Below are 18,297 nucleotides of genomic sequence, written 5' to 3'. Positions count from 1 at the left end.
TTAGTTCATTTCATACTTATCGATATTTCCTTAAAATGTCATCAAATAATACTTAAAACAATCCACTAATTTCACCGCTATCACTAATATCAATGCCTTCAGATGCAGGATGGGTTGGCAAACCTGGCATACGCATGATTTCACCAGTAATTGGTATTAAAAATCCTGCGCCAGATGCAATTTCTATCTCACGTACAGTAATTATAAAATCCTTGGGTCTACCCAATAATTTAGGATTATCGGACAATGATTTTTGGGTTTTCGCAACACATATTGGGAGATTATCTAATCCAAGTTCTTTAATTTGTTTTAATTGGCGTTTGGCATTGGAGTTATAATCAACATGCTCTGCACCATATATTTTTTGAGCAATGGTTTCAATTTTGGTTTCAATGTCCATATTCCAATCATAAAGCGGTTTAAATTTCGCCTGACTAGATTCTGCAACTTCAATGACATGTTCGGCAAGTTTTAAGGCGCCTTTACCACCTTTGGCCCAAACATCAGCTACTGCGATTCTGATGTTTTTGATTTTAGCTAAGTCTTTTATAAGTTGAATTTCTTCCTTGGTATCCGATTTAAATTTATTGATTGCAATGATTGGCATTACTCCAAATTGCTTAATATTTTCAAGATGTTTTTCCAAATTAGGGAGGCCTTGTCTTAAGGCTTCTATATTAGGAACATCCAAAGTTTTTAAATCTGCGCCACCATGGTATTTGAGCGCACGGATTGTTGTAGTTAATACCACTGCTTTTGGAGAAATGTTGGCACTCTGACATTTGATATCAAAGAATTTCTCCGCACCTAAGTCAAAACCAAAACCAGCTTCAGTAACAGTATAATCAGAAAAGGTCATGCCCATTAAAGTACCGATGACAGAGTTGGTGCCTTGAGCAATATTGGCAAACGGACCACCATGAATTATAGCTGGGTTACCTTCTATGGTTTGTGCCAAATTGGGCTTTATGGCATGCTTCAATAATGTTGCCATAGCGCCTGCCACTTTTAAGTCTCTGGCATAAATAGGCTGTTTTGAAAAAGTATAACCTACGAAGATATTTCCAAGTCGCTTTTTAAGATCACTCAAATCTTTTGAAATACATAAAATTGCCATGATTTCAGAAGCGGCTGTAATATCAAAACCTGTTTCTCTCGGTATTCCGGAAGTGGTGCCACCCAAACCAACAATGATACGTCTTAGGGCTCTATCATTCATGTCGATGACACGTTTCCAAGTAATAGTTCTTGGGTCCAGACCAAGGGAATTGGTCTTGCTTTGTATGTTATTGTCTATAACGGCAGCCAAAAGATTATGTGCTTTTTCAATGGCTGAAAAATCTCCCGTAAAGTGCAAGTTAATATCTTCTAAAGGTAAAACTTGTGAATAACCACCACCTGTTGCACCACCTTTTATACCAAACACAGGACCCAAAGAAGGTTCTCTCAAAACAACGGTTGTTTTTTTATTTAGTTGATTTAGGGCTTCGGATAATCCTATGGAAATGGTGGTTTTACCTTCGCCAGCCGGAGTAGGAGATATTGCAGAAACCAATATAAGATTGCTTTTCTTGGCTTTATTGCGATTGATAAAAGACAGCGGAATCTTGGCTTTGTCATTACCATACATTTCGATATAGTTTGGATCAACTCCAAACTTTTCTGCAATTTTGGTTATGGGTTTTAGTTTTACTTTTTTGGCTATCTGAAGATCGGTCATAATTTTTAAGATGAATTAATACAAATTCAAATTTAGACCATTGAAATTAGATAAATGGTGATTTTTGTCATGTGATTAAATCAGGTTATCAATTCTAAAACTTATAAACTTAAAGGTTGTAACTTTGTCAAAACTTTAATTCATGCACAAAGCTGGTTTTGTAAATATTATTGGTAATCCTAATGTGGGTAAATCTACATTGATGAATGCTTTTGTTGGTGAAAAGCTATCCATCATAACCTCAAAAGCACAAACGACAAGGCACCGAATTCTTGGTATTGTAAATGGTGAGGATTTTCAAATGGTGCTAAGTGATACACCTGGAATCATAAAACCAGCCTACGAGTTGCAAGAATCAATGATGGATTTTGTAAAGTCTGCTTTTGAAGATGCTGACGTACTGGTTTATATGGTTGAAATCGGAGAGAAGGAACTTAAAGATGATGCCTTTTTTAAGAAGATTACTAATTCTAAAATTCCAGTTTTATTACTGCTGAATAAAATAGATAATTCTAATCAAGAGGAGTTAGAAGCGCAAGCAGAGCTATGGCAAAGCAAGGTGCCTAATGCCGAATTTTATCCAATTTCTGCTCTTAACGGTTTCAATGTTAAAAATGTATTTCAGAGAATTGTAGAGTTATTGCCAGAGTCTCCGCCATTTTATCCTAAAGATCAGCTAACAGATAAACCAGAACGTTTTTTTGTTAACGAAGCTATTCGCGAAAAGATATTACTGCACTATAAAAAGGAAATCCCATATTCGGTTGAGGTGGATACCGAAGAGTTTTTTGAAGAAGAAAAGATCATTAGAATTCGTTCTGTCATTATGGTAGAACGCGATACCCAAAAAGGGATTATTATTGGTCACAAGGGTGCGGCTTTAAAGCGCGTAGGTGTAGAAGCCAGAAAAGATCTAGAAAAGTTTTTTGGTAAGCAAATCCATTTAGAATTGTACGTTAAAGTCAATAAAAATTGGAGGTCAAATCAGAGCCAATTAAAACGTTTTGGCTATAACCAGAAATAAAATCAATCAACCGCTCTATTTCTTGGCTTTATATGAGGTTATTCCGTATTCTAAATGAGAGACAATCTAAAATCTTTTGGCAATACCTATACCAATAGAAATAGCGTAGTTTCCATCAAACTTTTTGTCATAAAAAAGAGTTATAGGTACATCCCAATGATGTCCTAATTCTAGATCACGTTCCGCACCTATTCTTACTAAAGGCTCTGTTTCACCCTTTTCCGAAATAAAACCAGGTCCAATAACAAATTCCCAATGTTTAATGGGACTCCACAACACATCTAATGTTACCACCAACGGATATTCTCTTTCAATATTAACATCGTTAACAGTTGGACTAACTTCTTTTGAAATAAGCTCTAAATCACTAAAAATTCCAATGCCCCATTTATCACTAATCCAATATTCATAATCTAAACCAAAAGTCGGTATGGCCAATATCTCCTTATTATCTAATGAGATGAATGAATGTCCTAAAATGAAAGCTGCTCTATGCCTTGGTTCTTTATTCTCAAATTCAGAAATATTATGCTCTTGAGCATAGCTAAAGGACAAAAAACATAAAATGAGTAGTAAAGCAACTAAAGTACGTGTCATGAGAATTATTTTACCTCAAAATTACTTAAGTGTCCATACTAATTCACTGACTTATGTCAGTGTTCAATAAATATTTGAGATTGTTTAATATGAGTTTCAGTCTAACCCTAAATCTTTGTAGTAAATCATTTTTAAATGGCGTGAATGTCTTTGCTTCTTAGAGTATCCCTCATAAAGTGGTGTAGTTGATGCATTTGCTCCATACCCGCTTTTTTGCCAAGTCTGCCGCTAAAATAAAGGGCAAACCAAACAACAATCATTAATAAAGTTACAAATAATTGAATGGCATAATCGTTACCCAAAGACCAGTTTACATAAGCCCAAATCCCAAAGCCAATAAAAAATCCGGCTACGGCAAAATGAAGAAACATAAACATGGTCCAAACCGTAGGGTTTGGTCCAAAGAGACCATAAATAGTACTCAGCTGTTTATTGTCATAATCTTCATTAATTTCAAGATGCAATTGTGGTGACCAAAAATGCTGCTTGGCCTTGGGTATTTTTATAAATACATGATCATCAACACGGGTTACAATAAAGTCAGACTGGTTTTTGCTTGTGGTTTCAAATAATGAAAGCAAGCTTTCATTGCATTGATTAACATTGAATTTAAAACGAGGTCTTAAAACAATTTCGTTAGAGAGTTCCATTTCAAAATGATATTAATCTAATTTACATATTTTCTTAATGAAACTCAAGGCTTAAATTAAAATTCATGTACTTTTGCTACCGCTTACAGGATATGTAATGCAGAATAAATTATAACTTATGGGAAATATTGTTGCTATAGTAGGACGACCAAATGTGGGTAAATCAACATTTTTTAATCGTCTTATTAAAAGACGAGAAGCTATTGTTGATGCCGTGAGTGGTGTTACCAGAGACCGTCATTATGGAAAAACGGATTGGAACGGGAGAGAGTTTTCAATTATAGATACAGGTGGCTATGTGGTTGGAAGCGACGATATTTTTGAAGCTGAAATCGATAGGCAAGTAGAATTGGCTATAGATGAAGCAGATGCCATCATCTTTATGGTCGATGTAGAAGCAGGAGTTACAGGAATGGACGAGGATGTCGCCAACTTACTTAGAAAAGTTGAAAAACCTGTTTTTCTTGTTGTAAATAAAGTAGATAACAATAAACGAGCAGAAGATGCTGTAGAATTTTATTCACTAGGTTTAGGAGAGTATTTTACTATTGCTAGCATTAATGGTAGTGGAACAGGAGACTTGTTAGATGCTATTGTAGAAGCCTTACCAGAAAAAGAAGATGTTGAGGAGGAAGAATTGCCAAGATTTGCCGTGGTCGGTCGTCCAAATGCTGGTAAATCGTCATTTATCAATGCTTTAATAGGAGAAGATCGTTATATCGTAACTGATATTGCAGGAACCACTAGAGATTCCATAGATACTAAATACAGTCGTTTTGGATTTGAGTTTAATTTAGTAGATACCGCAGGTATTCGTCGTAAATCTAAAGTTAAGGAAGATTTAGAGTTTTACTCGGTAATGCGAAGTATAAGGGCCATTGAGCATTGCGATGTTTGTTTATTGGTTTTGGATGCAACACGAGGATTTGATGGACAAGTACAAAATATATTTTGGTTAGCTGAGCGCAACAGAAAAGGGATTGTAATTCTTGTGAATAAATGGGACTTGGTTGAAAAAGATAATAAAACAGCTAAGGAATTTGAGAAACAAATAAGAAAAGAAATAGCTCCATTTACAGATGTACCAATCGTTTTTATTTCTGTATTGAATAAGCAAAGAATATTCAAGGCTATAGAAACAGCGGTTGAAGTTTATAATAATAGAACCAAACGCATTAAAACTAGTGTGCTAAACGAAACACTATTGCCAATTATAGAGCACAATCCTCCACCAGCATATAAAGGAAAATATGTAAAGATAAAGTACATCATGCAGTTGCCAACTCCACAACCACAATTTGCATTTTTCTGTAATTTACCACAATACGTTAAGGATCCATATAGACGTTTTTTAGAAAACCAACTAAGGGATCATTTTGATTTTACTGGAGTACCCGTAAGCGTCTACATGCGCAAAAAATAGTATCTTTATTGGGCTATGATAAAGTTTTCACGATACATCATATTGTTATTGTGCTCTACTATTTGTTTTAACAGTATCGCTCAAAGCCCTCCACAGGTTATTGTAGAGGGTGACCAGTTGTATTGTGGAGACGCACCAATGCCTATTCTTACAGATATTAGTATAAGTAGTGGTGAAGGAATCTTACAAACGGTATTTATCCAAATATCAATGGGCTATAGTTTAGGATCTGATGAGCTTTTCTTAACTGGAGACCATCCAACAATTTCGGCATCTTGGTCAATAGGAGAAGGTTTATTGACTTTAACGGGTCCTGCGAGTTTTTCTGAATTTGAAAACGCTATCATGGATGTCCGTTTTCAGACATCTGAAAATAATTTTACACAAGATAAATTTTTCTCAGTAAACCTAGGTCAGGCTAATTATTTACCCGCAACAGGGCATTATTATATTTATGTTGAAGATGTCGGTATTACATGGGAAGAAGCCAGAATTGCAGCCTCAGAGCAAACGTATTTCGGCTTGCAAGGCTATTTAGCGACTATAACAACCGATGAAGAAGTGCAATTAACAGGCGAGCAAGCTCAAGGTACAGGATGGATAGGTGGGACGGATCAAGGGGTAGAAGGAGTATGGAGATGGGAAACTGGACCAGAGGCAGGACAAGTTTTCTGGAATGGTACAGCTAATGGAAGTGCGCCAGATGGTATGTTTGCTTTTTGGAATAATGGTGAACCTAACAACTGTTGTGGTGGTGAAAATTATGCTCATATCACAGATCCGGATATTGGAATTTTGGGATCTTGGAATGATTTGCCTGTGACCGGAGCGCTCGAGTCAGATAGCCCATACCACCCTCAAGGCTACATCGTTGAGTTTGGTGGTCTTGAAGGTGACCCTAATATTAGTGTTTCTGGTAGTTCGGTGATAACAATGCCAAAGACCTCAATTATTACCAATAGCTTATGTGATGAAGGTTTGGCGCAAATTAGTTTAACCACAAATACCGATGAGGTTTTATGGTACAGTTCTGATACTTCCCAAGATGTTATTAACACAGGAATTACTTTTGAGAACTACATCGATGCCAATACAACCTATTATATACTTCCGTTGTTTGAAGGTTGTACAGATGGTTTAAGGATTCCGGTAACGGTTAATGTCTATCAATCACCCATAGCAAATGACATTACCATAATACAATGTGATGATGAAATTTCTGATGGAATATCTAATTTTAATTTCAATAATTATACAGACGATATCGTAAGAAATGCGCAAGGTCAGGTAGTACCCATTTGGGATATTACTTTTTTTCTAGATGAAGATTTAAATATCCCCATTAATAGTAGCGATTACACAAACACTTCAAATAATCAAATAATTTACGCTAAGGTTTTTGATGCGTTCTCAGGTTGTTTTAGTACTTCAGAGGTGACGTTACAAGTGAATACATCAATGGGAAGTGTAGCGCATTTGGAAGTTTGTGATGATTTTATAGTTGACGGCTTTACTTTTTTTGATTTAACAGAAGCAGATGGTCAGATTTTAGAAAATTCCCCTGTTAACGCAACTATTGGATATTATGAAACTTATAACGATGCTCTTCTAAAAGTTAATGAAATTGTCAATGACTATTTTAATGAAGTGGCTTACAGTCAAACCATATATGCTAGAGTAGATATTGAAGACATCTGTTACGCTATAAGTGAAGTGAATCTCACCGTCAAAGATTTACCCAATGTCAACCAGTTTGAAGAGGTCTATTATTGTCTTAATACCTTCCCAGAAACAATTGCTATTTCTGGCGGAATTGTAGAGGATATACCAAATAATTATGCTTACGAGTGGTCTACTGGAGAAACCACAATAAATATTGACGTCAATGAATTAGGAGATTATGAAGTATTAGTAACTAGACCAGCTGGTTGCATCAATAGAAGAACTATTAGGGTACTGCCATCTAGTACTGCAACATTTGAAAATATAGAGATTACGAATATTTCAGATAACAATACCATTAGTGTTTTAGTTTCTGGTGAAGGTGAATATGTCTATGCCTTAGATAATGAAAATGGACCATATCAAGATTCAAACACTTTTGAAGATGTTTCTGCAGGTGTGCATACGGTGTATGTAAAAGATATAAAAGCTGACTGTGGTATTGTTTCCGAAGATATTTCAGTCTTAGGTTTTCCGAAATTTTTTACACCAAATGGTGATACTATAAACGATACTTGGCAGGTTAGTGGATTTTCTTCACAAATTCCAGTAACTACGACTGTTAAAATTTTCAATCGATTCGGTAAACTTATCACAGTTCTAAACCAGTCAAATTCACAATGGGACGGTAATTATAATGGAAAATTGTTACCGTCTGATGACTATTGGTTTGAGGCAGAATTAGCTGATGGTAGAACTTTTAAGGGACACTTTGCTTTAAAGCGCTAAATAATATAAGCTGCTCTAATCCAGAACATATACAATTTAAGAGAGTTAAAAGAAATTATTTTTTACAAAAAGTAAAGTTTAGTTTACTTTTTGTAAAAAATAATATATATTTGTTGGCGTAACTTTTTAAATTAATAGTATGAAAACAAATTATCTTTTACCGCACAAGTATAAAATCATAGGTTGGTTTGTATTGATTATAGGTATTGTTTCTGGTTTATTGTTTTTGAACCAAGATTTTGAATCTGATCTTTTGAAAGTAGATGTATTTGCAATTTACAATGGAGATGGGTTTCTTGATGAAGATGGTGGCTTTTTTAAGATCATTGAGAATAACAGTATATTAGATGAAATAATTGCCCTTAGTATTATATTTGGTGGACTTATAGTTGGTTTCACTAAGGAAAGGGTTGAAGATGAATTTATATTCAAACTAAGAAACGATTCCTTGGTCTGGGCAATTATTCTCAATTATATTATCCTAACTTTTACAATTTTGTTTATATACGAGCTCACTTTTTTTAATGTATTGGTATATAATATGTTTACGCCTTTGCTATTCTTCATTTTCAGATTTAATTTTCTTAAGTACAGATCATGAAGAATAATATTAAAATTGAGCGTGCAAGGCATAATTTAACTCAGGCTGACTTAGCCGAGAAAATTGGTGTAAGTAGGCAATCCATAAATGCTATCGAAAAAGGAAAGTACATACCTTCAACATTATTGGCCCTTAAAATGGCTAGATTGTTTAAAATGTCTGTTGAAAAATTATTCTCTTTAGAAGCAGAAGATTAATTTTAAGAGTAAAAAGTGGATATCTTCAAAGGCTATGGCATATAAAAATTACCATCCACCAGATGCACCACCGCCACCAAAGCTTCCACCTCCGAAGCCACCACCAAAGCCTCCGCCTCCAAAACTACCACCAGACGAAGAGCCACCAAATATCCCACCACCAGATGAACCTCTAGAGTAGCTTCCACGTCCCATATTACTAAGTATTATGGCTTCGAGGATGCTTCTTGCATCATCACCTTTTCTGTTGCCCTTGTTGCCACCACGTCCTCCACCACGTGTTTTAGAAATGGCTATGATGAAAATGATAAAAAAGACAAGTAGTACAAAAAAGAGTGCTACAGGAAATTCTCCATTACTGTTTTTTCTTGTGCCTTTGTATTCGCCTTGCATAACTTCAAAAATAACATCAACACCTCTGTTGAGCCCGCCATAGTAATCATTGCGTTTAAAGTAGGGAATGATTTCCCTGTCAATGATGCGTTTACTCAAAGCGTCAGTGAGTAGGTGTTCTACACCTTTACCTGTATTAATGGCTATTTTTCGATCGTTTTTAGCTAAAAGGATAAGTACACCATTATCTTCTTTTTCTTGCCCAATTCCCCATTTTTCTCCCCATTGTGCACCAAGATAATTAATGTATTCCCCTTCAGTAGAATTGATAATGGCGACTACAATTTGTGTTGAAGTTGTGTCTGCGTATTTTCTTAGCTTTAAATTAAGTGCTGAGCTATCTTGTTTAGATAATAAATTAGAATAATCGTAAACAAAATGCTGTTTAGCATCAGAAGGTTTTGGTGGGATTTTAAATTGAGAGTACGCTGAAGATATACATAGAAGGAAAAACGATGCAATTATATACTTTAATGATATGTTTTTTAGCTTTTGCATTATCCTTTAGAAATAGAATTGTCTAATTCGTTATGGTCTCCATGTTCCCAAGGGAAATATTGAGCAAGGACTTTACCAGCTTCCTTAACACCATCAATAAGACCTTGTTTAAAATTGCTGTTTTTAAATTGAAAAGCTATTTTATCTCTGGTCGAATTCCAGAAATCAGACCCAACAATATCGTTAATGCCTTTGTCCCCATAGATAACAAAACCTTTATTGTCTATTGCCACATATATGAGCACGCCATTTTGCTGTTTTGTGTTATCCATTTTTAGATAATGAAAAACTTCTAACGCATGTTCATAGATATCCATGTTACACTTTTGTTCTATATGTACACGGATTTCACCAGAAGTTTCACGTTCTGCTATACGAATGGCTTCAATGATTTCCTGTTCTTCTCTTTCAGTTAGGAAATCTTCAATATATGGCATAATGTAGTATGGTTAAAAGTTGAATTCTACATCTGGAACTTTTTCACTTCCAGGATCTGCTTTATATCTCGCCATTTCTTTGAAACCAAACAAGCTAGCTAAAAGTTTGTTAGGGAATTTTGTGGTGTAAATATCATACGCATTTACAGCTTCATTATAGCGGTCTCTTGCAATGTTAATTCTGTTTTCGGTACCCTCTTGTTGCGCTTGAAAATCTCTAAATTGTTGAGAAGCCTTTAAGTCTGGATAGCGCTCAAAAGAAGCAATTAATCTGCTAAATGATCCGCTTAATTGACTTTGAGCTTGTTGAAATTTTTCTAAATTTTCAGGTGTTAGATCATCAATATTAAGATTTACGGAAGTTGCTTTAGACCTAGCTTCAATAACTTCATTCAATGTTTTTCTCTCAAAATCAGCAGCACCTTGTACAGTTTTAATTACTGTACTATAAAGGTCATTTCTTCTTTGATATGTACTTTCTACATTAGACCAAGCTGTTTTAGCATTAGCCTCTAATTCTACAGATTTGTTGTTAATGCCGACTGCCCATTGGTAGATACCAAACCCTATTACTGCAATAACAATTAGAGGGATTAACCATTTTTTCATAATTGATAAGTTTAAAGTTGTGTTTTTATTTTAATAAGCTGTGCTTTTATGCTTTCCAGCTTCTCAATAATTTCAAATTTCTCTAGCGATTGTTTTTTCTCCTCTTTCAAATGAGTTTTTGCACCATCAAGCGTAAACCCCCTTTCTTTCACCAAATGATAAATGAATTTAAGGTTTTTTATATCCTCTGGTGTAAATTTTCTATTACCCTTGGCATTTTTTTTAGGTTTGATTATATCAAATTCCTTTTCCCAAAAACGAATCAAAGATGCATTAACTTTAAAAGCCTTGGCAACTTCGCCAATGCCGTAATAGCGTTTTTCTGGTAAATCTACATGCATATTAATCGAGGGATTGGTTTTCTAAAGAAGCTTTTCTGAGCAACTCATTAAACTCTAAAGCAGATAAGTTGCCATAGTAGAAGTTAATAGGATTTATACGCTCATCATCTTTAAACACCTCATAATGCAAATGTGGAGCTTCTGAACGTCCCGTACTACCAACATACCCAATTAAATCTCCACGTTTTACACGTTGGTTTACACGTACATTGTATTTATATAAATGGGCATATAAAGATACATAGCCATAACCATGATCTATTCGGATATGTTTGCCATAACCAGAAGCTGTATTGTCAGCACGTTTTACAATACCATTTCCGGTAGCATATACAGGTGTACCTCTAGGTGCTGTAAAATCCATGCCGAAATGAAACTTTCTGGCCTTTGTAAATGGATCTGTTCGGTAGCCATAACCAGATGCCATACGCGTAAGATTTTCGTTTCTTACAGGTTGTATGGCAGGTATAGCTTCTAAAAATTTCTCTTTGTCTTTAGCAAGTTTGGCAATTTCATCTAACGACTTAGACTGCACTACAATTGCTTTTTCTAAAATGTCTAAACGTTTATTGCTTTCTGCTATAAGCTGAGAATTGTCAAAGCCTTCAAATTTCTTGTATCTGTTTACACCACCAAAACCGGCACGTCTTTGTTCTTCTGGAATTGGATTAGCTTCAAAATACAAGCGATATATAGCATTATCACGTTCTTCAACATTTTCTAGAGCTGCAATAGCATCATCCATGCGCTTATTTAGCAGTTCATATTGCAATTGCATGTTTTGTAATTCTCTAGCTAATTGACGCTCTTTAGGAGACTCTATGTACTGACCAGCTATAAAAACAAATAAAAATGCAAAAAGTGCAGCAGCGACTAAAAAGACAAAAGCATACTTAAATGTTGTGCGTTTTTTTCGCTTTATCTTTCGGTAAGAAAGCGTCTCAGCATCATAATAATATTTTACCTTAGCCATGTTCTAATTTATACTATTTTTGCAGCATTAATGCACTTTATGTGTTCTACAAATTTTGTGAACTTTCAAATATAAAGATTGTTTTGCAATTGTGGTAATATTAACGAAACAAGCTATAATTTCAGTATATGACGTCTCAAGAAATTCGATCTAAGTTTTTAAACTTTTTTGAAGGAAAGAAACACCTTATAGTGCCTTCTGCACCAATGGTTCTTAAAAATGACCCAACATTGATGTTTGTAAATTCTGGAATGGCCCCTTTTAAAGAATTTTTTCTCGGTAATAGTGAGCCAAAAAGTAACCGAATAGCTGATACCCAAAAATGTTTAAGAGTTTCTGGAAAGCACAATGATTTAGAAGAAGTTGGTTACGATACCTATCACCACACGCTTTTCGAAATGCTTGGTAACTGGAGTTTTGGTGACTATTTTAAGAAAGAAGCCATTGCTTGGGCTTGGGAATTATTGACCGAAGTTTATGGTGTAGATAAAGACATTTTGTACGTTACTGTTTTTGAAGGAAGTGATGACGATAACTTAAAAATGGACCAAGAGGCTTATGATATCTGGAAACAATATATTTCTGAAGATCGCATACTCAAAGGCAACAAAAAGGATAACTTTTGGGAAATGGGAGATCAAGGTCCGTGTGGTCCGTGTAGTGAAATTCATGTAGATATTCGCTCTGCAGAAGAAAAGTCCAAAGTAGATGGTAAGTCTTTAGTAAATATGGATCATCCTCAGGTTGTAGAAATCTGGAACTTGGTGTTTATGCAATACAATCGTAAGGCCAATGGTACTTTAGAAATGCTTCCCAACAAGCACATAGATACAGGTATGGGTTTTGAGCGTTTGTGTATGGTGCTTCAAGGTGTGCAATCTAATTACGATACCGATGTGTTTACACCAATTATTCGTGAGATAGAAACCATTACCAACAAAGATTATGGTAAAGAAGAAAAATTAGATGTTGCGATTAGAGTGATTTCAGACCATGTTAGAGCCGTAGCATTTTCTATAGCAGACAGTCAGTTGCCAAGTAATACAGGAGCTGGTTACGTGATACGTAGAATTTTGCGCCGTGCGGTCCGATACGGATTTACATTTTTAGATAAAAAAGAACCCTTCATTTACCGTTTGGTAGATGTGTTGAGCAAAAAAATGGGAACAGCTTTTCCAGAAATCAAGGCTCAGAAGCAATTGATTGAAAATGTCATCAAGGAGGAAGAGTCTTCATTCTTAAGAACATTAGAGCAAGGACTTATATTATTGAATGGTATAGTTGAAGAAGTAAAAGGCGATACCGTTTCAGGTGAAAAGGCTTTTGAACTTTATGATACATACGGATTTCCAAAAGATTTAACAGCTTTAATTTTATCTGAAAAGAATTTAAAACTAGATGAAAAAGGCTTTGAAGAACAACTTCAAATCCAAAAAAAACGTTCACGTCAAGCAAGTGAAACTTCAACCGAAGATTGGACAATTTTAGTTGATGATGCCGAACAAGAATTTATTGGTTATGATGCCCTTGAAGCTAATGTGAAAATTACGCGATACAGAAAAGTAACTTCAAAGAAAGATGGCGATATGTATCAGTTGGTGTTTAATCTTACACCATTTTATGCTGAAGGTGGCGGACAAGTTGGTGATAAAGGGTATTTGCAAGACAATCATGGTGATACGGTTTATATAGTAAATACTAAGAAAGAGAATAATGTAATCATTCACTTTGCAAAAAATTTACCAAAAAATCTTAACAGTACATTAAAGGCAGTTGTAGACCAAAAGCAACGATTTAGAACAGAGTGTAACCACTCAGCAACCCATTTATTGCATCAGGCACTTCGTGAAGTTTTAGGAACTCATGTAGAACAGAAGGGTTCTGCAGTACACTCTAAATATTTGCGTTTCGATTTCTCTCATTTTTCGAAATTAACTGTAGAGGAATTAAGAGATGTTGAAAATTTTGTGAATGCACGTATCGATGGAAAGTTACCATTAGAGGAGCAAAGAAATGTACCAATGGAAACGGCTATGGCAAATGGTGCCATGGCGTTATTTGGTGAAAAATATGGTGATACAGTTCGTACGATAAGATTTGGACAATCCATAGAGCTTTGTGGTGGTACGCATGTAAAGAATACTGGAGATATTTGGCATTTTAAAATTGTATCTGAAGGTGCTGTAGCAGCTGGTATAAGACGCATAGAGGCTATTACCAATGATGCCGTGAAAGACTTTTACTTTGAAAATAACAGAGCTTATTTTGAAATGAAAGACCTATTGAATAATGCTCAAGAGCCTGTAAAAGCATTACAAAATTTGCAGGAAGAAAATGTGATTTTAAAAAAGCAGATAGAACAACTATTAAAGGATAAAGCTAAGAACTTAAAAGGCGATCTTAAAAATGAAATCACAGAGCTTAATGGTGTAAATTTCATTGCCAAAAAAGTAGATTTAGATGCCTCTGGTATTAAAGATTTATGCTTTGAATTGGGTGGGGAAGTAGATAATCTTTTTGCTTTATTTGGTGCCGATAGTGAAGGAAAAGCTTTATTATCTTGCTATATTTCTAAAAACTTAGTTGCAGAAAAGGGTCTTAATGCAGGACAAATTGTAAGAGAACTAGGTAAACATATTCAAGGTGGAGGTGGAGGTCAACCTTTCTTTGCCACAGCTGGTGGTAAAAATCCAGCTGGTATTGAGGAAGCGTTGTCTGCTGCAAAAAATTATTTATAACATTGTTATCCTGAACTTGTTTCAGGATTTCTTTTATATGAACCTTCAAACAAACATACCACTAAAGCCGCAACAGCACGGTCAGATAGATTACAACTCTAAGTTGATGTTGTTGGGTTCTTGTTTCTCAGAAAATATAGGTTGTAAGTTTGGGTATCATAAATTTCAATCTGAAATAAATCCATTTGGCATTTTATTTCATCCTATCGCTATAGAAAACTTAATCATCAGGAGTATTAATGAAGATTTCTATACTGAAGAAGAGGTTGTGCACCAGAATGAAATTTACAGCTGTTTTGATGCACATTCAAAACTCAACTCGCCAACTAAAGATGCGTTGTTGGAAAGTTTGAACACTCAACTTAAATTAACAAGTCAGTATCTCCATTCTGCTTCCCATATCATTATTACTTTAGGAACAGCTTGGGTTTATAGACATATAGCAACTGATAAAATTGTTGCTAATTGCCATAAAATACCTCAAAAACAGTTTCTAAAAGAGTTATTGTGTGTTGAAGATGTTATTGTATCATTAGAACGTATAATTGCTTTAGTACGAAGTATAAATCCTAAAGTTAATTTCATTTTTACGGTATCTCCAGTAAGACATCTCAAAGATGGTTTTATAGAAAACAATAGAAGCAAGGCTCATTTATTGTCAGCAATTCATCAGGTTGTAGAACCAAGAAAGCAACTGTTTTACTTTCCATCGTATGAGCTTATGATGGACGAATTGAGAGACTATAGATTCTACAATCAAGATATGATTCACCCAAATGATTTAGCGATAGATTACATTTGGGAAAAATTTAAAACCGTTTGGTTAACAGAAGATGCTATTTTAACCTCACAAAAGGTAGCTAGCATTCAAACAAAAAAAGAGCATCGGCCGTTTAATCCTAATTCCGAGGCGCACCAAAAATTTATTATCAGATTACAGTCAGAAATTGAGGACTTACAATTAAAATGCCCTCATATAAAATTCTAAACCTTTAATAAGGTATTTAAAATCGGTTATTTATAAAAATATACGTAATTCATCGTATGTTTTGCCGTCATCTTATTGTTGAGATTTGCCTCAGTATTAACCAATAATTTAATTCAACAATGAGAATTTTTAAAAACCTTATGTTATTAGTAATGACATTATCATCTGTAACCTTTACATCTTGTAGCAGTGATGATGATGGTGGTAGCGGTGGCAACGCACCATCAGGAACTTTAGTTGCAAAAGTAGATGGTACCAGCTATGAGTCTTGGGAAATATCTTCTTCAGCAACAATAGCTAACAATGGTCAGAACCTCATTATTATAGCTTCTAATAGTGATGGTAATGCATTTTCTTTTACAATTTGGGGTTATAATGGTGTAGGAACCTATGATTTAGATGGTTCCGTACTTGGTGCTGTTAATGTAGCCTCTTATTCAGAAACCGATGTAGATCTCAACAATCCGCAAAATTCAACTACAGAAATTTGGCAAGCACCATATGATAACTCAATGGTTGGATCATTAAGTGTCTCTGAAGAAACAGACAACAAATTAATAGGAACATTTGAGTTTACATGCAAAAATTTAAATGGTGATCAGTCTGTAAAAACAATAACAGATGGTTCTTTCAACTTAAATAAACAAGTACAATAATTGATTATGAAAACGCTATTGACTCAAATCAAAATTATAATGATGTTAGCACTTTTTGTAAGTGCTGCATCATTGTATGCCCAAGAAACTCCAGAACAGAGTTATGATCTGGGAGCTAAAATAAACGAAATGACACTTACGGTTGGCGGTATTTTAGTTGTTGCGACCAATGATGGTCTAGCTGGTATTAAACCAGATCAAATTCAGCCCGTGTTTACATTCAATAACTTTGGAAAGTTAAAACCAGAGGAAACCGACTTTATCCCAAACTCACCTTACATTGTGGTTTCTCAAGGTGCTGACTCTAAGTTTGCTGGATTGGCCAAAACAAAAAGAGCAGTAATAGACTATGTGCAAGGAAAAGTTTTGTTCAATTCAGAAAATGATAACTGGAATCAAATATTTACTTGCAATGTGGTTTTACCACAAAATAAACTTATAGTTAGCGGCATACAAAAAGTAGGCGACAAGTTTGAAAAGATGACACCTAAGGTTGCTGTTTATGATTTAAGTACATCTCAATTAGACTACAGTTTCTTTTTAGATAAACCTGGTAGAGTAGGTGTTGCGAAGGATTTTAGTGTCACTGGCGTACCTTTATTGCTTAAAGACTTCTTAATCATACCAACGGCACAAGGACTTATAGCTAAAAGCCATACAGGTGAGGATTTGTGGCAAACAAAAATAAAGGGTGTGAATTGGATGGTTGCAGACCAAACAGAAAAGGAGATTTATGGTTTTGAAACCACATCTAACGGTAACAATACGCGCATACACAAAATAGGAAGCAACGGAGAGGAGTTGTGGAAAGATGATAGGAAAGTTAAAGGGAACATTTCAAATTTTGAAATCCTTCCTCAAGGACTAGCTGTGGTAAGTGATGTTACAGGAGGCAGTGGAGTTTTAGCAGCAAGATCAGAATCTAAAATAGCCATGTTAAGTGCTTCTACTGGAGAAGATCTTTGGGAAAAAACACCTAAAACTAAGGGCTATGTACAGCATTTTTATATTATGGGTGATGGTATCCTTTTTGGAATTTATGAAGGAGGAATCAATAAAATTTCATTCGATGGCCAAACCTTATTTAAGAAACCACTTAAGACAGGTGAAAACATAATGGTCATGGCCCATACACCACAAGGATTAATCTATATAACAGGTGAAGATGCTAACATCGTAAATCTAGAAACAGGAGAAGCAGTTTGGAACAAACCATTAAAATATAAAAATGCAAGTTCGGTGGCTTCTGCCTTTGATGAAAAAAATAATAGATATCTAATTGCAGCCGACGGAAAAATAATGGCAGTAGATCCCAGTAGTGGTGATGTTAGTGATTTAGCAAAATGTAATTTTGATGAAAAGGAAGATCCAAATACCATGGAGATTAGAGACGCAGGTATTTTCCTGTCATCTAGCCAAAACATGATGTCCTTAAGCTCTGATGGTAGTGAAATTTACCATTCCTACTACAAATCACCAGGTAGAAGTACATTCGGAAAAATTGTTGGTGGCATTACAGCTGTTGCCTCTACGGCTATGACTGTAGCCATGAGTGCCAATGCTGGTGCTAATAGGTCTGCATTTGGAAGCGTAAACGATTTAGATAGCTATAACGATTATGGTAAACAAGCCAAAAGAGCAGCAGATATGTTTTCTGGTATTGCCAGTGCGTCATTTGAATATCTGTCTAAACGTTTCAAAGCAACATCTGCAACTGAAAATGCTCAGTTTATACTTACTAAGTTAGATGATGGTACAGGACTAGTAAAGGTTAATAAAGATACTGGTAAAGTAGAAAAGGAAATTATATTAAATGATAAAAAGCCAGAGTATCAAGTAGATGAATTAGGAGGCTATCTGTATTACAAAGCAAACGATAAGACTATATACGCCTATAATCTTAAAAAATAAGCCTATTCTTTAGATTAAGCGTAATTAATCTTAGTTACGCTTAATCTTCTTAAATTGTACCTTAATCGAATAAAACGTTGTTAAGCAACA

The 18,297-nt window shown here is 35.0% G+C and carries 17 protein-coding genes; 9 read left to right on the top strand and 8 right to left on the bottom strand.

Annotated elements, in window-relative coordinates; all coding sequences use genetic code 11:
- Positions 1-52: 52 nt before the first annotated feature.
- Positions 53-1,720: a formate--tetrahydrofolate ligase gene (locus tag ACPX19_RS01675; RefSeq protein ID WP_426431080.1), complete on the bottom strand. Its 1,668-nt coding sequence runs from the start codon at positions 1,718-1,720 to the stop codon at positions 53-55.
- A 142-nt stretch (positions 1,721-1,862) separates the two neighbouring features.
- On the opposite strand from ACPX19_RS01675, the gene era reads away from it, so the two are divergent.
- Positions 1,863-2,744, top strand: coding sequence for a GTPase Era (gene era, locus ACPX19_RS01670; protein ID WP_426431079.1), 882 nt, complete (start codon positions 1,863-1,865; stop codon positions 2,742-2,744).
- A 66-nt stretch (positions 2,745-2,810) separates the two neighbouring features.
- Here the strand turns inward: era and ACPX19_RS01665 are convergent, their stop codons facing one another.
- Both ACPX19_RS01665 and ACPX19_RS01660 read right to left on the bottom strand, forming a co-directional pair.
- Positions 2,811-3,341 (bottom strand): hypothetical protein, encoded by a 531-nt coding sequence (locus ACPX19_RS01665; protein ID WP_426431078.1) that lies wholly within the window; start codon positions 3,339-3,341, stop codon positions 2,811-2,813.
- 131 nt (positions 3,342-3,472) lie between these two features.
- Positions 3,473-3,991 (bottom strand): GTP-binding protein, encoded by a 519-nt coding sequence (locus ACPX19_RS01660; protein WP_426431077.1) that lies wholly within the window; start codon positions 3,989-3,991, stop codon positions 3,473-3,475.
- Between the two features lie 118 nt (positions 3,992-4,109).
- On the opposite strand from ACPX19_RS01660, the gene der reads away from it, so the two are divergent.
- The 4 genes from der to ACPX19_RS01640 all read left to right on the top strand — a co-directional run bounded on the left by der (position 4,110) and on the right by ACPX19_RS01640 (position 8,663).
- Positions 4,110-5,414 (top strand): ribosome biogenesis GTPase Der, encoded by a 1,305-nt coding sequence (der, locus tag ACPX19_RS01655; protein WP_426431076.1) that lies wholly within the window; start codon positions 4,110-4,112, stop codon positions 5,412-5,414.
- 15 nt (positions 5,415-5,429) lie between these two features.
- Positions 5,430-7,865 (top strand): T9SS type B sorting domain-containing protein, encoded by a 2,436-nt coding sequence (locus ACPX19_RS01650; protein WP_426431075.1) that lies wholly within the window; start codon positions 5,430-5,432, stop codon positions 7,863-7,865.
- 139 nt (positions 7,866-8,004) lie between these two features.
- Positions 8,005-8,466 carry a hypothetical protein gene (locus ACPX19_RS01645; protein WP_426431074.1) on the top strand — a complete coding sequence of 154 codons (462 nt, stop codon included), beginning with the start codon at positions 8,005-8,007 and terminating at the stop codon, positions 8,464-8,466.
- On the top strand, positions 8,463-8,663 hold the full coding sequence (locus ACPX19_RS01640; RefSeq protein ID WP_426431073.1) for a helix-turn-helix transcriptional regulator: 201 nt from the start codon (positions 8,463-8,465) through the stop codon (positions 8,661-8,663). The genes ACPX19_RS01645 and ACPX19_RS01640 overlap by 4 nt, the downstream gene beginning before the upstream one ends.
- A gap of 48 nt (positions 8,664-8,711) precedes the next feature.
- Here ACPX19_RS01640 and ACPX19_RS01635 read toward each other — a convergent pair whose 3' ends face one another.
- From ACPX19_RS01635 to ACPX19_RS01615, 5 genes are read right to left on the bottom strand one after another with little or no spacing between them, the layout of a single operon-like run.
- Positions 8,712-9,554: a TPM domain-containing protein gene (locus tag ACPX19_RS01635; RefSeq protein WP_426431072.1), complete on the bottom strand. Its 843-nt coding sequence runs from the start codon at positions 9,552-9,554 to the stop codon at positions 8,712-8,714.
- Entirely contained in the window at positions 9,554-9,991 is a 438-nt protein-coding gene (locus tag ACPX19_RS01630) for a TPM domain-containing protein (RefSeq protein WP_426431071.1), read from the bottom strand. Before ACPX19_RS01630 ends, ACPX19_RS01635 begins: the two co-directional genes overlap by 1 nt.
- A gap of 12 nt (positions 9,992-10,003) precedes the next feature.
- A complete protein-coding gene (locus ACPX19_RS01625) occupies positions 10,004-10,600 on the bottom strand; it encodes a LemA family protein (protein ID WP_426431070.1) in 597 nt (198 codons plus the stop codon).
- Positions 10,601-10,611: 11 nt separating this feature from the next.
- Positions 10,612-10,941: a MerR family transcriptional regulator gene (locus ACPX19_RS01620; RefSeq protein ID WP_426431069.1), complete on the bottom strand. Its 330-nt coding sequence runs from the start codon at positions 10,939-10,941 to the stop codon at positions 10,612-10,614.
- A gap of 1 nt (position 10,942) precedes the next feature.
- Positions 10,943-11,914, bottom strand: coding sequence for a peptidoglycan DD-metalloendopeptidase family protein (locus tag ACPX19_RS01615; RefSeq protein WP_426431068.1), 972 nt, complete (start codon positions 11,912-11,914; stop codon positions 10,943-10,945).
- 128 nt (positions 11,915-12,042) lie between these two features.
- On the opposite strand from ACPX19_RS01615, the gene alaS reads away from it, so the two are divergent.
- From alaS to ACPX19_RS01595, 4 genes are all read left to right on the top strand, one after another.
- A complete protein-coding gene (alaS, locus tag ACPX19_RS01610; protein WP_426431067.1) occupies positions 12,043-14,652 on the top strand; it encodes an alanine--tRNA ligase in 2,610 nt (869 codons plus the stop codon).
- A 37-nt stretch (positions 14,653-14,689) separates the two neighbouring features.
- Positions 14,690-15,640, top strand: coding sequence for a GSCFA domain-containing protein (locus ACPX19_RS01605; RefSeq protein WP_426431066.1), 951 nt, complete (start codon positions 14,690-14,692; stop codon positions 15,638-15,640).
- A 119-nt stretch (positions 15,641-15,759) separates the two neighbouring features.
- Complete coding sequence (locus tag ACPX19_RS01600) at positions 15,760-16,296, top strand: DUF6252 family protein (protein WP_426431065.1); 537 nt, start codon at positions 15,760-15,762, stop codon at positions 16,294-16,296.
- Positions 16,297-16,302: 6 nt separating this feature from the next.
- Entirely contained in the window at positions 16,303-18,207 is a 1,905-nt protein-coding gene (locus ACPX19_RS01595; protein WP_426431064.1) for a PQQ-binding-like beta-propeller repeat protein, read from the top strand.
- The last annotated feature ends 90 nt before the right edge of the window (positions 18,208-18,297 follow it).

Source organism: Winogradskyella sp. HB-48 (assembly GCF_049942685.1).
GTDB lineage: Bacteria > Bacteroidota > Bacteroidia > Flavobacteriales > Flavobacteriaceae > Winogradskyella.
The sequence above is the reverse complement of the archived record's forward strand: the minus strand, read 5'-3'. Positions and strand labels throughout refer to the sequence as shown.

Coding starts and splice junctions, on each gene's coding strand:
- ACPX19_RS01635 (WP_426431072.1), bottom strand. CDS start 9,554: ATGCAAAAGCTAAAAAACATATCATTAAAGTATATAATTGCATCGTTT.
- ACPX19_RS01645 (WP_426431074.1), top strand. CDS start 8,005: ATGAAAACAAATTATCTTTTACCGCACAAGTATAAAATCATAGGTTGG.
- ACPX19_RS01605 (WP_426431066.1), top strand. CDS start 14,690: ATGAACCTTCAAACAAACATACCACTAAAGCCGCAACAGCACGGTCAG.
- ACPX19_RS01650 (WP_426431075.1), top strand. CDS start 5,430: ATGATAAAGTTTTCACGATACATCATATTGTTATTGTGCTCTACTATT.
- der (WP_426431076.1), top strand. CDS start 4,110: ATGGGAAATATTGTTGCTATAGTAGGACGACCAAATGTGGGTAAATCA.
- ACPX19_RS01615 (WP_426431068.1), bottom strand. CDS start 11,914: ATGGCTAAGGTAAAATATTATTATGATGCTGAGACGCTTTCTTACCGA.
- ACPX19_RS01665 (WP_426431078.1), bottom strand. CDS start 3,341: ATGACACGTACTTTAGTTGCTTTACTACTCATTTTATGTTTTTTGTCC.
- ACPX19_RS01625 (WP_426431070.1), bottom strand. CDS start 10,600: ATGAAAAAATGGTTAATCCCTCTAATTGTTATTGCAGTAATAGGGTTT.
- era (WP_426431079.1), top strand. CDS start 1,863: ATGCACAAAGCTGGTTTTGTAAATATTATTGGTAATCCTAATGTGGGT.
- alaS (WP_426431067.1), top strand. CDS start 12,043: ATGACGTCTCAAGAAATTCGATCTAAGTTTTTAAACTTTTTTGAAGGA.
- ACPX19_RS01595 (WP_426431064.1), top strand. CDS start 16,303: ATGAAAACGCTATTGACTCAAATCAAAATTATAATGATGTTAGCACTT.
- ACPX19_RS01675 (WP_426431080.1), bottom strand. CDS start 1,720: ATGACCGATCTTCAGATAGCCAAAAAAGTAAAACTAAAACCCATAACC.
- ACPX19_RS01620 (WP_426431069.1), bottom strand. CDS start 10,941: ATGCATGTAGATTTACCAGAAAAACGCTATTACGGCATTGGCGAAGTT.
- ACPX19_RS01630 (WP_426431071.1), bottom strand. CDS start 9,991: ATGCCATATATTGAAGATTTCCTAACTGAAAGAGAAGAACAGGAAATC.
- ACPX19_RS01640 (WP_426431073.1), top strand. CDS start 8,463: ATGAAGAATAATATTAAAATTGAGCGTGCAAGGCATAATTTAACTCAG.
- ACPX19_RS01600 (WP_426431065.1), top strand. CDS start 15,760: ATGAGAATTTTTAAAAACCTTATGTTATTAGTAATGACATTATCATCT.
- ACPX19_RS01660 (WP_426431077.1), bottom strand. CDS start 3,991: ATGGAACTCTCTAACGAAATTGTTTTAAGACCTCGTTTTAAATTCAAT.